Here is a 19,242-nt window from a genome sequence, read left to right on the forward strand (position 1 = left end):
ACAATAAAAATTCCGGAAAATTAAATTAAGCTACAGGAGGGCGGAATACCGAAAACAAAGCGGGATTCGAATATAAATCTGAGGTATAAGGAATCGCAACAGCTTGCGAAAATCCGATGGTAAATGGAATATAAAATAGGGGTTTATCCTGCGGAACAAATACCAGCTGCACATAAGGGCCGGATATGTTTTTAAACGGAAGCTGCATGTCTCGGTCGGAATCATTGTCTTTTAAATCTTCTCCCCAATAATGCATTTCTAAAAAATCAAAAAAGCTAATCTCATGTCTTTCCTGGTGCTCTCTAAAGTGTTCCAACAATATCGGCAGTTTATAGAACTGCTGAAAGAACCCAATATTGGATACAATTAAAAAGATGAACAGGTATATAATGAGTTTTCGCACTTCACAAATTTAAACGATGTCGCAAAATAATTCCCCACTAAGTACAAGAAGGAATAAACTTTTACCATTTTATAACCATAAGCCAACAAAAAATCGATTTATGTTATTAAAAATTTAAATGTTTTGCGTTTTTATGATTTTAGAATCAATTTTCAACCGTTATCTGCAAACGAAAATTAAGCGGTTCGCTATTAAAAATTGTGTCTTTCGGACGTTGATAAGCTACTAGGCAATCCGGTTTTTGTAACGGAAAAGACTTTTGCCAAAAGAGCTCCAAATTGGATAAAACAGGTCTTTAGAGCGGGTTGCTTCTGCAAATAATCATTTTGTAAGAAAACAAAAATTTAAAGTTTTATTTACAATCATTTCACCAGAAATATATCGATTATTATTTCATTTTTCCTTATTCAGCAGTATTGTTAAAAAGCAGGAAAAACCAGCATTTACAAGGCTTAAAAGCATTAAAATGTAAAAAATTACACCTAATTTAATCACAAACAAGTACGGACATTCTCATAAATTTTTAAAATTTATTTTTTTTGTTGGGATTAATTTATACTTTTGTCAAGTACTATTCTTATTTATTCTAAATAAGAATTACTTACAAATATATTTTTTTAACCCCAAATAAAAAAGAAATTTCTTAGAAAAATTTCAAAAATATATGAAAATCAAGAACAACCCCAGTAAAACCAAGCTGTCAGACTCTTCTTATAAACTCAATAAAATTTCAAAAAATATCCGCAACCGAAGAAGCATCTACGCCAATCAATTTATCAAAGGAGAATTGCCTGAACCGCTGCTGGAAGAAATTTTGATTAATGCGACCTGGGCACCCAATCACAAAATGACAGAACCCTGGAGGTTTGTCGTTTTCCGCGGCAAATACCTGAAGAAGTATGGCGAATATATGGCCCACTATTACAAAGATTTTTATAATGAATTGTCGCCCGAAGATCAAAGAGATAAACTTTCTTATCTCGAAAACTACCCATTAAATGCAGCCTGTATGATTGGGGTAATTATGGTTCGAAACACCAAAATTGCCTTGCCTGAATGGGAAGAAATTGCAGCTGTCTCTTCTGCTGTACAAAATATAGCGCTTAGCTGCAGTGCTCATAAAATTGGCAGTTACTGGAGTACCAAAGGAGTAGCCATCGATTATGTTGCCAAATTTGGCCTCGCTGAAAATGAAAAATCATTAGGACTTCTTTATCTCGGTTATTATCCCGAAGCCTTAAAACCCTCCAAGAAAAAGAGAACCCCACTATCTAAAAAAGTCGTCTACCTCGACTGAAAAATAACTTAAACCCCTTAAAACAACTATTTTATGAATACCACATTGATCCGTAAGGAAGCATTCGACAGAGAGGTCCAGCAGGACCAGGATTTTTACAAAGACATTTTCCATCAGAATTCCGGCCCGGAATATGCACAGGCAATGAAATTGGCACAGGAACGCGTTTCGAATTTCTTAAAAAACAATAAAAAACCGTTCAGTGGCATCAGACCGGAAGAAATAAGGGCTAAAGTGGAAGAAATAGATTTTGAAACACCCCTACCCGATTACGAAAGTCTGCTGAACGAAGTAGACGAACTTTATGTGAACCACGCCACTGCTTTTCACCTTCCGGAATATATTGCACACCTAAATTGCCCTGTGGTGATACCTGCACTGGCAGCAGAAATTCTGATAAGTGCCATCAATTCATCACAAGATACTTATGATCAAAGCGCCGGCGGAACTTTTATCGAAAGAAAGTTAATTGACTGGACCAGCGAGCAGGTGGGTTATACACAAGGCGATGGTGTTTTTACAGCAGGAGGATCTCAAAGCAATTTAATGGGGCTGCTCCTGGCGAGAGATTACTATGCCATGCAGTATCAAAAATGGAATATTAAAATGGAAGGACTTCCTCCTGATGCGCACAAGTACAGGATTTTTGTTTCGGATAAAGCGCACTTCAGCAATCATAAAACCACCTGGGTTTTAGGTCTTGGAGAACAAGCCATCGTAAATGTGGGTGTCGACAAAAGATACCGTATGGATCCGGAAAAACTCGAAAAGGCGATCGCTGACGAAATTAAGAAAGGAAACATTCCAATTGCCATTACCGCTACTGCCGGTACAACCGATTTTGGTAACATCGATCCGTTAAAAACAATCGCCGCTATTGCCAGCCAGCACAATTTATGGCTTCACGTAGATGCTGCCTATGGATGCGGATTGCTTTTAACAGAGAAACAAAGGTATTTATTAAACGGCATAGAACTGGCCGACTCTGTAACCGTCGATTACCACAAATCATTCTTCCAGCCGGTAAGCAGCAGTGCCTTTATTGTTAAAAATAAACTTCACCTCAATTTGATCAAGCATCACGCTGATTATCTGAATCCTAAAGAGCAAAATTACGATGCACTTCCGGCTCAGGTCAATAAATCGATTGTTCAGACTACACGTCGTTTTGATGCTTTGAAACTTTGGTTTACCCTTCGTTATATGGGCAAGAAAAAGCTCGGGCAATTTACGGAGACCCTGATCGAAACTACCCAACAAACCGCTGCCTATATAGAAGCCGATCCTAATTTTGAACTGTTATGCCACTCAGATATCGGTATTTTACTCTTCCGTTATCTCGACGGACCAGCTGAATCTAATTCTTGCGAAGTCAACAAATACATCAAAGAGAAGCTGTTTTTTGGCGGCGAAGTTCTGGTAGCCAGCACCAAAGTAGATGGAGAATTCTATTTGAAATTCACCATTTTAAATCCCCTTACCACCCTAAATGATATTAAAAACATTCTTAACCTCATAAAACAAAACGGAGATGAATACCACAGACTTAACTAATTTTAAACAACTTGCCGAACAAGTAAATTACAAATCCCTCCTCAACTGTTATTGCAGAGAATTCAGCAACTGGAGCCAATACGAAGGTGTTCCGAAATACGACCCTGCTTTGGCTGAATTTATGCAGACTATCGATCACAGCTCTTTTCTTCGATTTGACTTTAGCACTGTTGGCCAGGAAGTTTTTGCTCCTTTGGTTTACTTTTCCGAAAGTGGCGTTCATGCTTTTGGCTTTCCGATAGTGTCCCGTACTATTGCAACGGATGAATTCAGAGAAATAAATCCTATCGCGTTTACAGAAATTGTTGCGGGCTATTGCAAAGCAGAATATCCGGATATTGACCCGCTTCCTACCCAAAAACGTATGGAAAACAGTATTGACAATCTGGCACTTTACCTGGAGCATTATAAAAATAGCGGCCGTAACGCCAGCAACCCGGAACAAACTTTTATATCAGCTGAACAATCTTTGATTTTAGGACATACGGTACATCCGCTGCCAAAAAGCAGAGAAGGATTTACCAAAGACGAGTTGCTTAAATATTCTCCTGAAACCGAGGGACAGTTTCCGTTACACTTTTTCCTGGTGCACCCGGAAAATGTTATCGAAAAAAGTGCCGAAGACTATCTGATCACCAATTATCTGAGAAATGAAATTTCAAAATATGCCAATAAAAATGCCAAAGAATTACTGGATTTTTATTCACAATACAAAGTAGTACCGGCACACCCTTGGGAAGCCAATTATCTATTAGAGCAAAAAGAGGTGAAAGAAATGCAGTCCAGACAACTGCTTTTCAGTCTGGGGCAATTTGGTCCTTCCTATGCGGCAACCTCATCGGTTCGTACGGTGTACAATGACGAAAGCGAATGGATGTATAAATTCTCACTGCATGTGAAAATCACCAATTCGTTCCGTGTCAATTATCCACATGAGCTTAATCGTGGTTATGATGCAGCGCAGTTGATGAAAACTGATTGGGGAAAAGGCATTCAGAAAGACTATCCGCAAATTCAGCTCGTTACCGATCCTGCGTTCATCACAGTGGTTTTTGAAGATAAAATTATCGACGGTTTCAGTACCAGTATTCGTCAAAATCCTTTTCATGGAGCCAACGCCAATAAAAATGTAACGCTGGTAGCTGCTTTGTCTCAAGATAACATTTTGAATGAACTGCCAAGAATCGTAACCCTGATTGAGGAATCGGCCAAAAGACAAGATGCAACAGTAGCTGACACCGCCATTGCCTGGTTCAAACAATACCTGAACATCAGTCTTACTCCTTTGATTGGCGTTTTTAATAAATACGGATTTGGATCAGAATTTCACCAACAGAATGTAATGGTTGAATTTGATGAAAATCTTTTCCCGTCAAAACTTTATTTCAGAGACAATCAGGGATATTTTTTCCGCGAAGGAATCGTACCGGAACTGGAACGTTTAATCCCTGATTTTGGAAAAGAAAGCCGCTCTTTTATTGCCGAAAAAAGAATTATTGACTTCTGGGGCTATTACCTGTTAATCAATCATTTGTTAGGAATTGTGAGCGCTTTGGGCAAAAACAAACTTGCAGATGAAACGGTATTACTGGACTTAATATACGATGCTTTAAAAAAAGAAGAAGATTCAGATGTAACAGGTTTGGTTTCTCATTTTACGAACAGTGTCAAACTAATCGTAAAAGGAAATTTACTGACCAGTTTAAACAATATGGACGAAGCCAGTGCGCCACGAACCAATCCGGCGGTGTACAAAACATATCCTAATCCGTTAAACAAACACTTTTTCTCCAAAAAATTGATTCAGCCAAAACCAAACACTACAGTTTTCAGCCGTTTTTTTGAGAAAGACAACGTAACGATCAGCCTGCGTCCGGTAGATGTAGACAACGATCTGGAGATGCTTCACGAGTGGTTTCACCGCGAACATGCATTGAAAATCTGGCAAATGAACTGGCCGTTACGTGAGTTAGAGGTATTTTACCGCACCATGCTTCCTGGTGGTCATTCGCACAGTTATATCGGAGAGGCCAACGGGGTTCCGACTTTTAATATTGAAGTGTACTGGCCATGCCGTGACATTGTTGGAGAATACTATGACGTACTTCCCTCCGATTATGGAACGCACCAATTTATCGCACCAACCGATCCAAAACTAAAATACGGTTCTCCGGCAACACAATCAATGATGGATTTTGTTTTGAGCGAAGCCAAAGTAGGCAAAATGGTGGGTGAAGGTTCTGTAGACTCTATCGCTTCAATGATGAACAAGGCTCACGTTGGATTTAAGATTCAGAAAGTCATTGAAATGCCGCACAAAAAAGCCAATCTGAACTTCTGTTACAGAGAATGGTATTGGGCTAAATTCCCGGCTGCCGAAGCCTTTCAAAAAAATACCGTTTCAGCCTCACAAGTTTAATTCGTAATACAACCACAATGAATACAGAAAAAATATATTCGGTAATCGGAATCGGGATTGGTCCTTTCAATCTTGGACTTGCCGCACTTATCGAACCCATAGAAGATTTATCAGCACTGTTTTTTGATCAGTCCGAAAGCTTTGACTGGCATCCGGGCTTAATGCTGAATAATGCAACATTACAGGTTCCGTTTTTAGCCGATTTGGTTACTATGGCCGATCCAACTAACAAATACAGCTTTTTAAATTACATCAAACAAAGCGGACGTGCTTATAAATTTTACATCCGTGAAAACTTCTTTATTTACAGAAGAGAGTACAATGAATATTGCAAATGGGCCGCTGCTCAGCTTAGCAATTGCAAATTTTCGCACAAGGTTCTTTCGGTCGATCCTGTTGACGATGTTTATAAAGTTACAGTAATCAATACTCAGACTTGTGTTACGGCTGTTTATTATGCACATAAAATAGTTCTGGGTACGGGAACTTCACCCTATATCCCTGAATTTATTGATGCGGAAGCATTGCCAAATGTAATTCACGCCTCTCAGTATTTGTATTTCAAGCCACACATTCAAAAAAATACAGCTGTAACGATTATTGGTTCCGGGCAGAGTGCTGCTGAAGTATTCCGTGATCTTTTGCCGGATACCGAAGACGGATTGCAACTGAAATGGTTGACCCGTTCGTCCCACTTTTTCCCGCTCGACAATAAATCAAAGCTGACTTTAGAATTGACTTCTCCAGAATATGTAGATCATTTTCATAGTCTTTCGGCACAAAAGCGCAAACAGCTTTTAGACAGTCAACATGGGCTTTACAAAGGAATCGACACCGAATTGATTAATGAGATTTTCGACAGTCTCTATGAAATGAGTTTAGAAGACAAACCGCTGAATGTGGAGTTGCGTTCGAATATGCGTCTTACTTCGGTAAATGAAGCGGCTGATGGTTCGTATACGCTTGATTTCGTTCAAACGGAACTCGAGCAGCCGTTCGAGGATCAAACTGATTATGTGATTCTGGCAACAGGTTATCGATACAAAGAACCTGCTTTTCTTTCGGGACTTGAAAACAAAATTGGTCGTTTGGAAAATGGCTTGTTTAAGGTGCACCGTAATTATACCATAGATAAAAACGGGACAGATATTTTTGTTCAGAATGCAGAATTGCATACACACGGTCTTTCGACTCCTGATTTAGGAATGGGTGCTTATCGAAATTCGTACATCATCAACCAGATTGCCAATCGTGAAGTGTATAAGGTCGAAAAACGAATTGCATTTCAACAATTTGGAGTTCAAAAAGCAACTCCGGAGTTTTCGACAACGAATGTTATGGAATTAATAGACGAGCAATTAAACAATTAGATTTTAGCCCATTGGTGTAATTAAAAAAATATTGAACACTTAGAAACATCGTTTTTTAGTGATAAAACAATTACACCCAATCGGCAGATCTTACTAAAAATCAACTAAAATGACAACCCCAGAAAATACCTTTAAAGACGCCCAACACCTCAACGCCGAGATCTGGAACCAGGTAAATCGCAATTTACTGGCCAAAAGTATTTCGGAATTGATGCGTGAAGATGTCGCAAATCCCCAAATAACGGGTAAAGACGAAGATGGTCTTACCCATTTTATTCTAGAAACCGATTCAGAGCATATTTACTATATCTTTTCGGCCTATCCAAGATTTTTAAATTACTGGCACATCGTCAGAGACAGTATCTGCAAAGTCGAGCATGAAGTAAAATTAGATCACATTGACGTACCTAATTTCTTTATCGAACTTAAGGAAACTTTTGGTATCAACGATTTTACTCTTGCCCATTATATCGAAGAGTTGCTGCACACCTTATATGCCGATGCCTACATCCATTCCAACCGTCGTGTGCCTTCGTCAACCTTAGTCGATGCTGATTTTCAAACCATCGAACACAGTCTGGACGGCCACCCATGGGTAATTGTCAACAAAGGCCGAATTGGTTTTAACTCTGGAGATTACAATAATTTCACGCCGGAGTCGGACCAAAGAACCCGTTTGATTTGGATTGCTGCTCATAAAAACAGAGCCGCTTTGCGTTTACAAACCGATATGGAACATCAGGCTTTCTACGAAAGTGAAATCGGAAAAGAAAAACTGGATGTTTTTAAAAACAAGTTAACAGGACTAAATGTAAATGCAGACGATTATGTTTTTATCCCTGTGCATTTATGGCAATGGCAAAACAAATTGGTTATGCAGTTTGCTAATGATATCGCTTCCAAACATCTTGTTCCTTTAGAATTAACCGAAGATATTTACAGCCCTCAGCAAAGCATCCGTACTTTTTTTAACGAAAGTGCGCCAAATAAACATTATGTAAAAACATCGATGTCTATTTTAAATACCAGTCACGTTAGAGGTTTGTCGCCCAAACAATTATTAATAGCGCCACGTTTGACAGAATATCTGAAAGACGTTCTTAAAAAAGACGAGCACTTGCAAAAAATGGGGGTTGTTCTTTTGGGCGAAGTGGTATCTGTTACCTACACCCACCCTAGTTACAGCAAAATTGCCAATCCTCCGTACCAGTACAACGAATATCTGGGTGCCATGTGGCGTGAAAGCCCGGTAAATTCGCTTAGAGAAGGTGAAAAATTAATGACGATGGCGGCCTTGTTATATGTAGACCAAACCGGTAAAAGTTTGGTAGAAGAACTGATCGAAAAATCAGGTCTTTCTACAGAACAATGGCTCAAGGCTTATATGACAGCCTATCTTAAACCTGTGCTTCAAATTTATTACCAGCATTCTTTATCTATTGATCCACACGGACAAAATGTGATTCTTATTCTAAAAGATTATGTACCAACACGTATTGCTTTGCAGGACTTCGTAGGCGATATTCTGATCAATGAAGAAGCGAAGAAAAAATTGCCACAGGAATTTATTGAGAACTTGTTTAATGCTTCTCCAAATCCTGAAAATGCACCCTTAACGATACTGATTGCCATTTTTGATGCCTTCTTCAGATACCTGAGCGATGTGATGATTACAACGGCAAACTATACCGAAACGGAATTCTGGAATTGTGTTTACGACATTGTTACCGAATATCAGGCAGAACATCCTGAACTTCAGGAAATCTTTGACAAGTACAATATGTTTATCCCTGAATTCAAACGTCTTATTTTCAATAGTCGACGTTTGTATAACGGGTATGAAGAAACAGCTGGTTTTCCACACATGAAAAAAAGTGGTTTTATTCCGAATCCACTGCATCAGTTAATCAATGAAGAAGTACTAACGGCAAAAGAAAACTAATGAAAGAAGCCCTTTTAAAAACACGCTCTTTCTTTGGTTTGTTAAGGCGTTCACTAGCCGGCAGCGAAAGCAATTTCACTTCGGGCAGTATCAACAAAACCATTATTTTGCTGTCTGTTCCCATGGTAGCAGAGCTGCTGATGGAATCTTTATTTGTGTGCTCCAATCTGTTCTTTGTTAGCCGATTGGGAACAAATGCCATTTCTATTGCGGGAGCGACCACTACTTTTATCACCTTTTGTTATTCGGTTTCTATTGGTCTCGGAATTGCGGCCTCCGCTATGATTTCCAGAAGAATTGGAGAGAAAAAATTCAAGGCGGCAGGTCAAACAGCCATGCAGGTTATTTATGCTACAGTGCCCATTGCGGCGCTGATCAGTATTGTCTGTACCATCTGGACCACCGATATTATGAGTGCAATGGGACTTTCTGCTGCGATGGTTGAAGAAGGAACTACTTACGGAATCGTCATGTTTGCTTCCAGCGGGTTTTTAATTCTTCGTATCGTCGTAAACGGAATCTTCAGAGGTACCGGAGACGCTTCCACTGCCATGAGAATACTTTGGCTTTCGAATGCCTTAAACATAGTGTTGTGCCCAATATTTATTTTCGGCTGGGGTCCAATTCCGGCTTACGGTTTGTTGGGAGTTGGCTTGGCGACTTTAATTGCGAGAGTGATTGGGGTACTTTATCAGGCCTGGTATCTGATCAACGGCAAAACCCTGTTGAAAATTGGTCTCGCACAATTGGTCTTTAATCTCGCTATTTTCAAAAGAGTCTTAAAACTGGCTTTTGGCGGTACGGTACAATTTATCATTCCTGCTTCAAGCTGGGTGTTCATGATCAAAATTATGTCCCATTTTGGCGAAAATGCCCTTGCAGGTTACATACTGGCGCAAAGAGTTACCTCTATCGCTACGATGCCAGCCTGGGGTCTTGGAAATGCCGCAGGAATTCTAACCGGACAAAATCTGGGAGCCAAACGTCCAGACAGGGCTGAAAAATCGGTTTGGAGGGCGGGAATGCTGAACATGGGGTTTCTGGTTTTAATTGGAGTATGCTGGATTTTCCTTGCCGTTCCGGTGGTGAAAATCTTTACCGATAATCCCGAAGTAATCTCTTTTAGCACTATGTACATTCATCTTATTTCGATGGCTTATATACTGTTGGGCTATACGATGGTTATTTCGAGAGCCCTTAACGCGGCTGGCGAAGTAAAAGTAGTGACCTGGCTTTACATCCTGATGTTTTATGTCGTACAGATTCCGCTAGCCTATGCCTTAGGAATTTCTTTTGACCTGGGATCAAATGGTGTATTTACAGCCATTCTTATTTCGGAAATCATATTGGCTGTAGCCTGTATTGTGGTCTTTCGAAAGGGAAAATGGAAGCACACAAGAGTTTAAAAACAAACAAATTTGAAGAGATTTCACCCCGCTGGGGTTCAACAAAACGGATTATAGGAATGTTATAAATATTAATGTCCCGATGGAACATAATAGCTATTAAAAGCTCCGTAGGAGCTACATATCTATAGAAAATTAATGATACCATTTTTGTCAAAGCTCCAGCGGAGCGCCATCTCTTTAGCAATTTAAACATTACACAAAATAAAAATATCAATTTAATATTAAATCATAAAAAAATGAGTACAGTAGAACAATTACACGGAGTATTTGCAAGAGCTTTTGAAATTCCTGTTGAGGCAGTAAACGACGGACTGGAATATCAGGCTATCGCCGAATGGGATTCAATGAGTCATCTGGTATTGGTAGAAGAACTTGAAAGCACGTATAAGATCTCTATCGAAATGGAAGATATCCTTGAAATGGGAAGTGTAGCAAAAATAAAAGACATCCTTAAAAAATACGGATTTGAAATTAATTAGAATAGACCACTAAACTTATGGAACTATACGATTTAATCAGGAAAAACGAAAAACTGACTTTTACCGATTCCACCACTGGCCTTTCAAAATCTATTGCAGAAATGGATCAGTCACTGGACATCGAAAACATTCGTTCGGTTGTTTTTATTTACAATGACAATCAGTTACCCGCTATTGAAACCCTGCTCAACTTTTATCAGAGCAGGTTTACTATCGCTTTGCTGGGAATGGGATTACACGAGCATTTTAAAGAAAATTTAGAACAAAAATATACGCCTTATTATATCTTTGACCCTACTCGTACCGAGATAGAAGGTTATACAACGGTAAATGCATCGGACACTATAGTATTGTTCAAACGAAATGTAAATTTAATTTACCCGATACACGCCAAAATCAAACTTTTGCTCAGCACTTCCGGAACTACCGGATCACCGAAATTCGTGAGGCTTTCCGATGAAAATTTGGTGCACAATGCAAAGTCGATTATGGAGTATATGCCTATTCGAACGGACGATGTAGTGCCTTTAAATGTGCCTATTAATTTTGTTTACGGCTTATCGATTTTTACGACCAATTGCATCAAAGCCAGTCAAATTGTATGTACGGATAAGGATGCTTTTCAAAAAGAATTTTGGGCCGATTTCAAAAAATACGGATACTCTACCCTGGGTGGCGTTCCGTACTTTTATGAAATGTTATACAGTATCGGATTTTTCAAAAAAGACCATCCCTCACTGCGTTACCTGACGCATACGGGCGGAATGCTGAATCACAAACTGATCGAAGCAATTTCCGACTTTAGCGAGAAATTTGGCAAACAGTTCTTTGCACAATACGGTCAGACAGAAGCTTCAGGCCGTATGGCTTATCTGCCTCCTAAAGACTTGTTGCGAAAAGGAACCTCTATTGGTTTACCAGTCAAAAACGGACGTTTTGAGATCGATAACGAAACGGATGAGCTGATTTATATTGGTCCTAACGTTTATGGCGGTTATGCCAATGTCAGAGCCGATTTACAGTTTTTTGAACAGCAGGAAAGACTTCATACCGGAGACAAAGCCCGTAAAGACGACGAAGGCTACTACTACATTGTGGGCCGAATCAAACGAATTGTAAAATTGTTTGGCGTACGTTTGAATCTTGACGAAACAGAATTACTGTTAAAAGATGCACTGGGCGGACAAACTTTTATCTGTTTGGGAATAAACGATAAACACCTGGCCGTTATGTACACCGACAAGAATATGAACAAAGAATTGATTCTAAAAATCTTAAAAGCCAAGCTGAATCTTCATGCCAATTCTTTAAAAGTAATGCATATAGAAGATGTTCCGCTTACACCAAACGGAAAGGTAAACTATCCATTGCTTAAAGAAGCACTCGAATTGGAGGGAGCTTTGTAGGTATTCAGTATTCAGTCGCAGTTTTCAGTCACAGTCGCAGTCACGGTAATCGGTAAACATTAAAACTGAGCACTGCGACTGAATACTGCGACTTTTTTTTCATCCTTCAAAATAAAAAAGACTCCTGACAAAATGCGTCAGAAGCCTTTTCATAAAAAAAACAAAATAATACTATTGCTGAAAAGCTATTTTTTTAGAAACTGTATCCAAGTGCTAAGTTAAATCTTGTACCGTTTCCTCTTGTATAATTGGCATTTGTACCAAAGAACTGAGAAGTTGTCGGGTAATAATCGGTATTGAAGATGTTTTCTATTCCAAGTTTTACTCTGATGCTGTCCGTTACTTTGTATGCTGTAGCCAGATTCCATAAGTTGAATGAATGAATTGGTCCTTCACCAATAGCGTAAGCTCCTTTGGCATTTGGTTTAAAAACATCGCGATCACCTACATACATCCAGTACAATTCAACATTTAATCTCTCACCGCCATATTTTGCATAACCTGTAATTTTAACCGGAGGGATTCTGTTTGATTTCAGATAAATATCGGTCGGACCATAAAAATGACCGTCAGAATCTTTATCCCCTCTTCCCTGTACATTCGCATAGTTTCCTCCTACTGTCAATTGTTTCAAAATTTGGTAATCGGCCTGAACTTCATATCCCCAAACTCTTTCCGGTAAACGTTCCGCTACCAGGAATCCATCTACCTGAATCAAATTGGTTCCTAGTTTTGAAGTACTCAAATAATAGGAAGCACTCAAATTGAATTTCCCTAACTGACTGCTAAAACCACCTTCATAATTATTAACGATAATAGGTTCAGTTTCTAATTTAGATATTGCATCCTGTTTGGCGTTTGTTAAAACTCGTCCTAAATCAAATACAGAGAAAGCCTGAGAAAAACTCACAAATGGATTAAAGAATTTAAATCTTGAATATCGGATACCCGTGTTAAAAACAAAGGCATCGTAAGTAAGATCACCGCCTTTTACAGCGATACTTCCCGCTCCGTTTGCACCGGTAGCAAGGGTATTGTAATCGTCGATATTGATTTTAATGTTTTCGGCACGTAAACCGGCTTTTACATTCCAGTCGCTAAACAATTGTGTCGATATTTGTGCATAAGGAGCCAGATTGACCATGTTGATATTTGGAACCCAAACACGTCCGTCAACCAATTTTTGGTTCGTTTTGTCATTCAGTAAATCAAAACCATAAGTTACATCACCTGTAAAATTAGAAGAGATTGTAAATGGAGAATTCAAATATACTCTAAGACCTTTTTTGGTTGATGCTGTTTGTGACTGCCCGCTTCCGTAGAAAAAAGTAGAGTTGGAAAATATCGTTAAGAAGTCCTGAAAATAAAGGTTTGCTGTAAGCGAAGTATTTCCAAAAATTTCTTTGTTTACATACTGCAAATTGGCGTTGTGATTGTAACGATTTCCTTCGTCTACCCCAGGTCTGTTGCCTAATACTCCAATTGCCGGACTTACTCCGTACACCCCATTTTTTAGAACAAAATCAGAATCCTGATTGGAACTGAAGTAATTGTACATCAAATCAATTCTCTGTTTGGCGGTTAAATCGTAACCTAATTTTGTAAAAACGTTGTACGCTTTAGTTTCTCCTAATCCGTATTCAGGAGAAATAACCTTCCCTGCTCCATCACGAAAAACACCTGTTTTTTCATAAGTTCCGCCTACCATATAGTTGAACTTATTGATTTTTCCGTAAAACTGCTGATTAAATCGGTATCCTGCTGTACTGTCTCCTTTAATATTACCTGTCGTTCCGGCCTCGCTGTATCCGGCAAATTTCTTTTGTGTTTTCCCCGATTTGGTGATATAATTGATCAAACCTCCATCGGCACCATTCCCATAAATAGCTGTAGCTCCTTTGATTACTTCAATACGTTCAATTACCGAAGGATCTATTGAACGAAGTTCACGTCCTGCCGATTTTAATGGTGTCGATTGCGGAATTCCGTCAATAAGAACCAATGGGTTTCTTCCTCTAAGAGTCTGACCGTAATTCCCAGTATTGTTTGTTGCCGATCCTAAACCTGGAACTGCAAATGCCACAGCATTGGCAATATTTGAACTCACGATCGATAAGTTGTCAATATCCTTAGCGTTGATTACGGTTACAGAAGAAGGTGTTTTAGATAAGGTTTCTACCTTTCGGCTGGCCGAAACGATAATTTCATCCAGTTGATCGCCATTTTCTTTTGAAATCTCGCTTTCTTTTCCGGTAAACTTCAATTGTAAAGTTACGGTGGCAGTTTCATTGTTTGCAACGGTAACTTCCTGCTCGATCGTTTCATAACCGGCTAATGAAGCCTGAAGCGTATAAATGTTTTCAACTATTTTATTGAATTTAAAACTACCATCGCTATTAGAAGTGGTTTTGTATTTTGAATTTTTAAGTATGATTGTTGCTCCGTAGGCTGATTTACCATCAGAAGTTGTGATCTCTCCTTTAATTTTTCCATTATTTTGTTGTGCAAAAGAAGAAACCACAGAAAATAAAAGGCTAATAATAAATAAAAACTTTGATGTTCTTAAACTAAGATATTTCATTGATTTTTAAGTTTTGGTTAGTGATTTTATTCTTATTTAGAATTAATAAAAACAGTGCAAAAGTAAAGATTAATAATTGTTTAACAAGTACTATTTCGATTTATTCTATAGAATTTTTACTAATCTTCTTGTTATTGTCAGAAAATAAATCTATTTTCTGACAATTTATTAGTCGCAAATATTTTTAACTCCATCTCTTTTCTTTTCTCGCAGATTTTGCAGATTAAGCAGATTTTTTTAATCTCTCTATCTGTATCAATTATTTAAACACATACCAAACGCCTTTGATTAATACATGGAACAATATGGGCCGAGCCTATGGCTCTTTTTATTATGATCTTTATTCTCTACGACGGATTAAAATCCGTCGCTACAATATATACGAGCCTATGGCTCTTTTACAAGGCAAACCGCTTAGTTTATCAAAATCGATTGTGCTAAACCTACCACAGTCATTATGGTTCCATTTGGTTTATATGCATGGATTATGATCCGTTGACAACAAAAAACATCTAATAATTAAGTTCCGGAGGAACAACGCATTTAGCAACAGCTTTACACCATGACAATGATATTCACCTCTTTTTGAAATTAAGTTCCGAAGGAACGCCAAATTTGTAGCAACGGATTTTAATCCGTTGAAAATAAAGCACCTTCAAGATAAGTTCCAGAGGAACGACACATTTCTCAACAATTTTAAACCACAACAATGATGTTCTCTCAGGCATTCTTTTCCTACCCATAAAGTACATGCCTGTATGTTGTATTTTTTTCTCGCAGATTAAGCAGATTAAGCAGATTTTTTAATCTTTCTAGCTGTACCAATCCTTTGAGCATATAGAACATTCATTTTCTTGCTAAAAATAAAACGTCTTCAAAATAAGTTCCGAAGGAACGCCAAATTTGTAGCAACGGATTTTAATCCGTTGAAAGTAAAGCGTCATCAAAATAAGTTCCAGAGGAACGACATATTTCACAACAATTTTAAATCACCACAATGATTTTCTCTCAGGCATTCTTTCCCTACCCATAAAGTACATGCCTGCATGTTGTAATTCTTTCTCGCAGATCTTGCAGATTAAGCAGATTTTTTAATCTTTCTAGCTGTAGTAATCATTTTAACACGTAGAACATTTATTTTCTTGCCGAAAATAAAACGTTTCACATTTCTCAGTTAACATCTCACATTTCACACATAAAACCAAGCTGTAAGTTTTCACTGTAAAAAGCATTACTCTGTTGTCTTCGAAGTGTAATTCTTAAGTATTTTTAAGAGATTCTCCTTTATTTTTTCCTTTAAACTGAAAAGATTTAGTCTAAATAAGTATAAATTTGCGACGGATTTTTGGTTGGAAAGAATTTACGTCCAACGAAAAACTGACACTGTTAGGGTGTGAACTCCAATGCCATAAACCAAAATAAAACTATTAATGAAGAAAGGAATAAAGAAAACCATCGGACAATTACATTTATGGCTGGGACTTGGCTCAGGTTTAATCGTTTTTATTGCTGCATTAACAGGGAGTATTTTAGTTTTTGAAAAAGAGATTGACCAATTGGTAAATCCACAATATTACCACGTTTCTTCTATAGGGAAAACCAAAAAGACAATCGATTACTGTACAGATATTCTTCAGAAAGAATATGGCATCAAAAAGATTAGCCGAATTTCTACTTTTAATGATCCTTCACGTACGATACAAATTCTGGGAAAAGATTCAGATAAAAAAGCACATTTTTTTTCTATTGATCCCTATTCCGGAAAAGTGCTGGCAACAACGCCTCAGGAAAGCAGATTTTTTGTGGTAGTCCTTTCACTGCACAGGCAATTGTTACTGGGAGATGCGGGGCAACTTATTATGGGATCTTCTTGTCTTATTTTTGTTTTTATGCTGATCTCGGGTATCGTTTTGTGGTTGCCCAAAAAAATGAAACATCTAAAGCAGCGTCTGACTGTAAAATGGAGCGGCTCTTTCAAAAGGGTCAATTGGGATTTCCATTCGACTTTTGGTTTTTACAGTTTTTTAGTTTTACTTCTTATTTCGCTAACTGGTCTGACATTTGCTTTTGACTGGTTTCAAAGTGGTCTTTACCTGGTGACCGAAGGAACGACAAAGAAAACCTCTTTAAAAGTAGAAAATCCAACCAAAATAGATCCTAAACTCAATAACACTGCTTTCTACCAAAGCATTTACAATGCTACGGACAGCATTTTTCCTTATAACGGAAATATTCAAATCAGAATGCCTGTGGATACCATTAACAGTATTACGGTTCTTAAAGAAGATGTAGAAAGAATCATTCCGCACCAATCCAGTTCTGCGTATTTTGATAAGTATACTGCCAAAAATATTGAGAACAGACACTTTGCATCCTATTCCAAAGGAGATAAACTGAGACGTTTGATGTATCCTATTCATACCGGAAGTGTCTACGGTTTACCAACCAAAATAATTGCTTTTTTGGTCTGCCTTTTTGCTGCAACATTACCTATTACTGGTTTGCTGATTTGGCTGGGTAGAAAGAAAAAGTAGGTTTTGTTTGCTATTCTATTTCTTTAAAGAGCATCCATTTTTATAGGATTTCGCGACACTTTTGAAGCATTTTGCAAAATAAGAACTATCATAAGTTGCTATATTTCAAAAAATTAATTAATTTTAGTCCCCCCATTCTAATAAATCTTTTTATTATTTGTTTAATCTGTCGGCTAAAATCTAATAAGCATGAAATGGTTCAACACTTTAACAATAAAAAAGTTTACGGAAAGACTTTCAAAATCCCATTCTAATGAAGGGTCGGCTCATCTTGAAAGAGGAAGACAATTCTATTTGTCGAACCAGTTTCAGGATGCTTTATTACATTTGAACATCGCCATCAATTCAGGATTTGATCAGGGCGTTTATGCTTTGAGAGGAAATTGTCTTCAAAAACTCGATTACCATTATAATGCCATTGAAGATTTTGACAAAGCCATCGAAACCGATCCTTTGGAGTTTTCTATCTATTACAATCGGGCGGTATCCAAAAGAGCGATTTTAGATTTTACAGGGCATATCGAAGATCTGCACAATGCAATCTATTACTACAAAAAACATTCGAATATCGAAAACCAGGTGCTCAAAGCTTTTGAAACCGATTTACAGGCAGCTAAAATGGACATAGAAGGCCCGGTACAAAGCAGATACGAAGGACGAAAAGCTCCATCCCTGGAAATAAAATCGCTGATCAGAGATTCTCTAAATCTCATTAAAAAAGCGAGGGTACGAAATCTAAAGGTAAATTGACTATCCGCAAAAACTTTATCTTATTCCACATAAGAAAAATAAAATCCGTGCGAATCCGCGTTTTCGCATAGCGAATCTGTGTTATCCGCGTACAATCCTTTCAACAGAACACAAAGTTTATGCAAAGGCTTCCCTGCTTTTGCAACTGACCCGCTAATTGTGTTATATTTACCATTTAAACCGAAGTTTTTATTATGGAAGATTTTTTAATTGGTATTGGAAAAAGATTAAAAGAGATCAGGAAGAAAAATGCATTAACCATACACGAAGTAGCCAACAGAGCCGGGGTTAGCAACGGTTTGATATCCAGAATTGAAAATGGCAGAACCATACCTTCTCTACCCGTTTTAATTGAATTGATACAATCCTTAAATACCGATGTGAGTTACTTTTTTGAAGGAGTTGAGAATACCAAAAATGCCAAATACCTCCATATTAAAAAAGAAGACTATCAAAAAATAGAAAAAGAAGACCGTGCCGAAACGACTGGTTTTAACTACTATCATATTTTTAGCAAAAGTATTAATTCTATTGGTTTTGAAGCCGTAATCCTTGACGTAGAACCAAATTGCAAACGCGAAAAAGTAATTACTGATGCCTGGGAGTTCAAGTATATTATCAAAGGAAGTGTAACCTACATTATCGATGACGTAGAAGTAGTGGTCAGTGAGGGTGATTCTTTATGTTTCAACGGAAGGCATCCACATGTGCCTCAAAACAGAACAACCGAAAACTGTTTGATGCTGGTGCTTTACTTTTATTCGGAGAGTAATAGTTAGTTTTTTTTTAACCGCAAGGAGCGCAAAGTTTCACGCAAAGTTCGCTATGCTTTTTTGGCTCGCAAAGGCGTAAATAAATATTTTAATTTGTCTCCAGCTTTAGCTGGAGGATCTTAATTTAATACAGATTGGGCTTTAGCCAAATACTACTGATTTAGGCTAAAGCCAATACTCCTGCACTCTATAATGCCAACAGCTAAAGCTGGTTGACAATTCATAAAAAATATAAATCTTTACGCTCCTTGCGGTTAAACAATGCATTTTTGTACTTAAACAATAAAGCTACCTCCATAAATGAAGATAGCCTTATAAAAACAAA

General features: G+C 37.9%; 13 protein-coding genes. 11 read left to right on the forward strand and 2 right to left on the reverse strand.

Annotated features, from left to right (window positions below; genetic code table 11):
- Positions 1–25 precede the first annotated feature (25 nt).
- Entirely contained in the window at positions 26–403 is a 378-nt protein-coding gene (locus OLM61_RS19340) for a hypothetical protein (RefSeq protein WP_264524225.1), read from the reverse strand.
- 664 nt (positions 404–1,067) lie between these two features.
- Here OLM61_RS19340 and OLM61_RS19345 point away from each other — a divergent pair.
- The 8 genes from OLM61_RS19345 to OLM61_RS19380 all read left to right on the forward strand — a co-directional run bounded on the left by OLM61_RS19345 (position 1,068) and on the right by OLM61_RS19380 (position 12,279).
- Positions 1,068–1,700, forward strand: coding sequence for a nitroreductase (locus OLM61_RS19345; protein ID WP_264524226.1), 633 nt, complete (start codon positions 1,068–1,070; stop codon positions 1,698–1,700).
- A gap of 33 nt (positions 1,701–1,733) precedes the next feature.
- Positions 1,734–3,254 (forward strand): pyridoxal phosphate-dependent decarboxylase family protein, encoded by a 1,521-nt coding sequence (locus OLM61_RS19350; RefSeq protein ID WP_264524227.1) that lies wholly within the window; start codon positions 1,734–1,736, stop codon positions 3,252–3,254.
- The gene (locus tag OLM61_RS19355; protein ID WP_264524228.1) at positions 3,232–5,673 is read left to right on the forward strand and encodes a GNAT family N-acetyltransferase; all 2,442 of its coding nucleotides are present in this window, start codon (positions 3,232–3,234) and stop codon (positions 5,671–5,673) included. Before OLM61_RS19350 ends, OLM61_RS19355 begins: the two co-directional genes overlap by 23 nt.
- A 17-nt stretch (positions 5,674–5,690) precedes the next feature.
- Positions 5,691–7,043: a lysine N(6)-hydroxylase/L-ornithine N(5)-oxygenase family protein gene (locus OLM61_RS19360; RefSeq protein ID WP_264524229.1), complete on the forward strand. Its 1,353-nt coding sequence runs from the start codon at positions 5,691–5,693 to the stop codon at positions 7,041–7,043.
- A 109-nt stretch (positions 7,044–7,152) separates the two neighbouring features.
- Positions 7,153–8,985, forward strand: coding sequence for an IucA/IucC family protein (locus OLM61_RS19365; protein ID WP_264524230.1), 1,833 nt, complete (start codon positions 7,153–7,155; stop codon positions 8,983–8,985).
- Positions 8,985–10,391, forward strand: a complete 1,407-nt coding sequence (locus OLM61_RS19370; RefSeq protein ID WP_264524231.1) for an MATE family efflux transporter — start codon at positions 8,985–8,987, stop codon at positions 10,389–10,391. Before OLM61_RS19365 ends, OLM61_RS19370 begins: the two co-directional genes overlap by 1 nt.
- 239 nt (positions 10,392–10,630) lie before the next feature.
- Positions 10,631–10,873: an acyl carrier protein gene (locus OLM61_RS19375; protein WP_264524232.1), complete on the forward strand. Its 243-nt coding sequence runs from the start codon at positions 10,631–10,633 to the stop codon at positions 10,871–10,873.
- A 17-nt stretch (positions 10,874–10,890) separates the two neighbouring features.
- Positions 10,891–12,279, forward strand: coding sequence for an AMP-binding protein (locus OLM61_RS19380; protein ID WP_264524233.1), 1,389 nt, complete (start codon positions 10,891–10,893; stop codon positions 12,277–12,279).
- 193 nt (positions 12,280–12,472) lie between these two features.
- On the opposite strand, the gene OLM61_RS19385 is transcribed toward OLM61_RS19380, so the two are convergent.
- Positions 12,473–14,860: a TonB-dependent receptor gene (locus OLM61_RS19385; RefSeq protein ID WP_264524234.1), complete on the reverse strand. Its 2,388-nt coding sequence runs from the start codon at positions 14,858–14,860 to the stop codon at positions 12,473–12,475.
- A 1,430-nt stretch (positions 14,861–16,290) separates the two neighbouring features.
- Between OLM61_RS19385 and OLM61_RS19390 the strand changes: the two genes are divergently transcribed.
- The 3 genes from OLM61_RS19390 to OLM61_RS19400 all read left to right on the forward strand — a co-directional run bounded on the left by OLM61_RS19390 (position 16,291) and on the right by OLM61_RS19400 (position 18,923).
- Positions 16,291–17,394, forward strand: coding sequence for a PepSY-associated TM helix domain-containing protein (locus OLM61_RS19390; protein ID WP_264524235.1), 1,104 nt, complete (start codon positions 16,291–16,293; stop codon positions 17,392–17,394).
- Between the two features lie 189 nt (positions 17,395–17,583).
- A complete protein-coding gene (locus tag OLM61_RS19395) occupies positions 17,584–18,144 on the forward strand; it encodes a tetratricopeptide repeat protein (protein ID WP_264524236.1) in 561 nt (186 codons plus the stop codon).
- Positions 18,145–18,338: 194 nt separating this feature from the next.
- Positions 18,339–18,923 carry a helix-turn-helix domain-containing protein gene (locus OLM61_RS19400; RefSeq protein WP_264524237.1) on the forward strand — a complete coding sequence of 195 codons (585 nt, stop codon included), beginning with the start codon at positions 18,339–18,341 and terminating at the stop codon, positions 18,921–18,923.
- The last annotated feature ends 319 nt before the right edge of the window (positions 18,924–19,242 follow it).

Source organism: Flavobacterium sp. N502536 (genome assembly GCF_025947345.1).
GTDB lineage: Bacteria > Bacteroidota > Bacteroidia > Flavobacteriales > Flavobacteriaceae > Flavobacterium.

What these genes read in the sequence shown, in the direction of transcription:
- OLM61_RS19385 (WP_264524234.1), bottom strand. Translation starts at nt 14,860, where the DNA reads ATGAAATATCTTAGTTTAAGAACATCAAAGTTTTTATTTATTATTAGC.
- OLM61_RS19400 (WP_264524237.1), top strand. Translation starts at nt 18,339, where the DNA reads ATGGAAGATTTTTTAATTGGTATTGGAAAAAGATTAAAAGAGATCAGG.
- OLM61_RS19355 (WP_264524228.1), top strand. Translation starts at nt 3,232, where the DNA reads ATGAATACCACAGACTTAACTAATTTTAAACAACTTGCCGAACAAGTA.
- OLM61_RS19360 (WP_264524229.1), top strand. Translation starts at nt 5,691, where the DNA reads ATGAATACAGAAAAAATATATTCGGTAATCGGAATCGGGATTGGTCCT.
- OLM61_RS19375 (WP_264524232.1), top strand. Translation starts at nt 10,631, where the DNA reads ATGAGTACAGTAGAACAATTACACGGAGTATTTGCAAGAGCTTTTGAA.
- OLM61_RS19370 (WP_264524231.1), top strand. Translation starts at nt 8,985, where the DNA reads ATGAAAGAAGCCCTTTTAAAAACACGCTCTTTCTTTGGTTTGTTAAGG.
- OLM61_RS19345 (WP_264524226.1), top strand. Translation starts at nt 1,068, where the DNA reads ATGAAAATCAAGAACAACCCCAGTAAAACCAAGCTGTCAGACTCTTCT.
- OLM61_RS19390 (WP_264524235.1), top strand. Translation starts at nt 16,291, where the DNA reads ATGAAGAAAGGAATAAAGAAAACCATCGGACAATTACATTTATGGCTG.
- OLM61_RS19365 (WP_264524230.1), top strand. Translation starts at nt 7,153, where the DNA reads ATGACAACCCCAGAAAATACCTTTAAAGACGCCCAACACCTCAACGCC.
- OLM61_RS19380 (WP_264524233.1), top strand. Translation starts at nt 10,891, where the DNA reads ATGGAACTATACGATTTAATCAGGAAAAACGAAAAACTGACTTTTACC.
- OLM61_RS19350 (WP_264524227.1), top strand. Translation starts at nt 1,734, where the DNA reads ATGAATACCACATTGATCCGTAAGGAAGCATTCGACAGAGAGGTCCAG.
- OLM61_RS19395 (WP_264524236.1), top strand. Translation starts at nt 17,584, where the DNA reads ATGAAATGGTTCAACACTTTAACAATAAAAAAGTTTACGGAAAGACTT.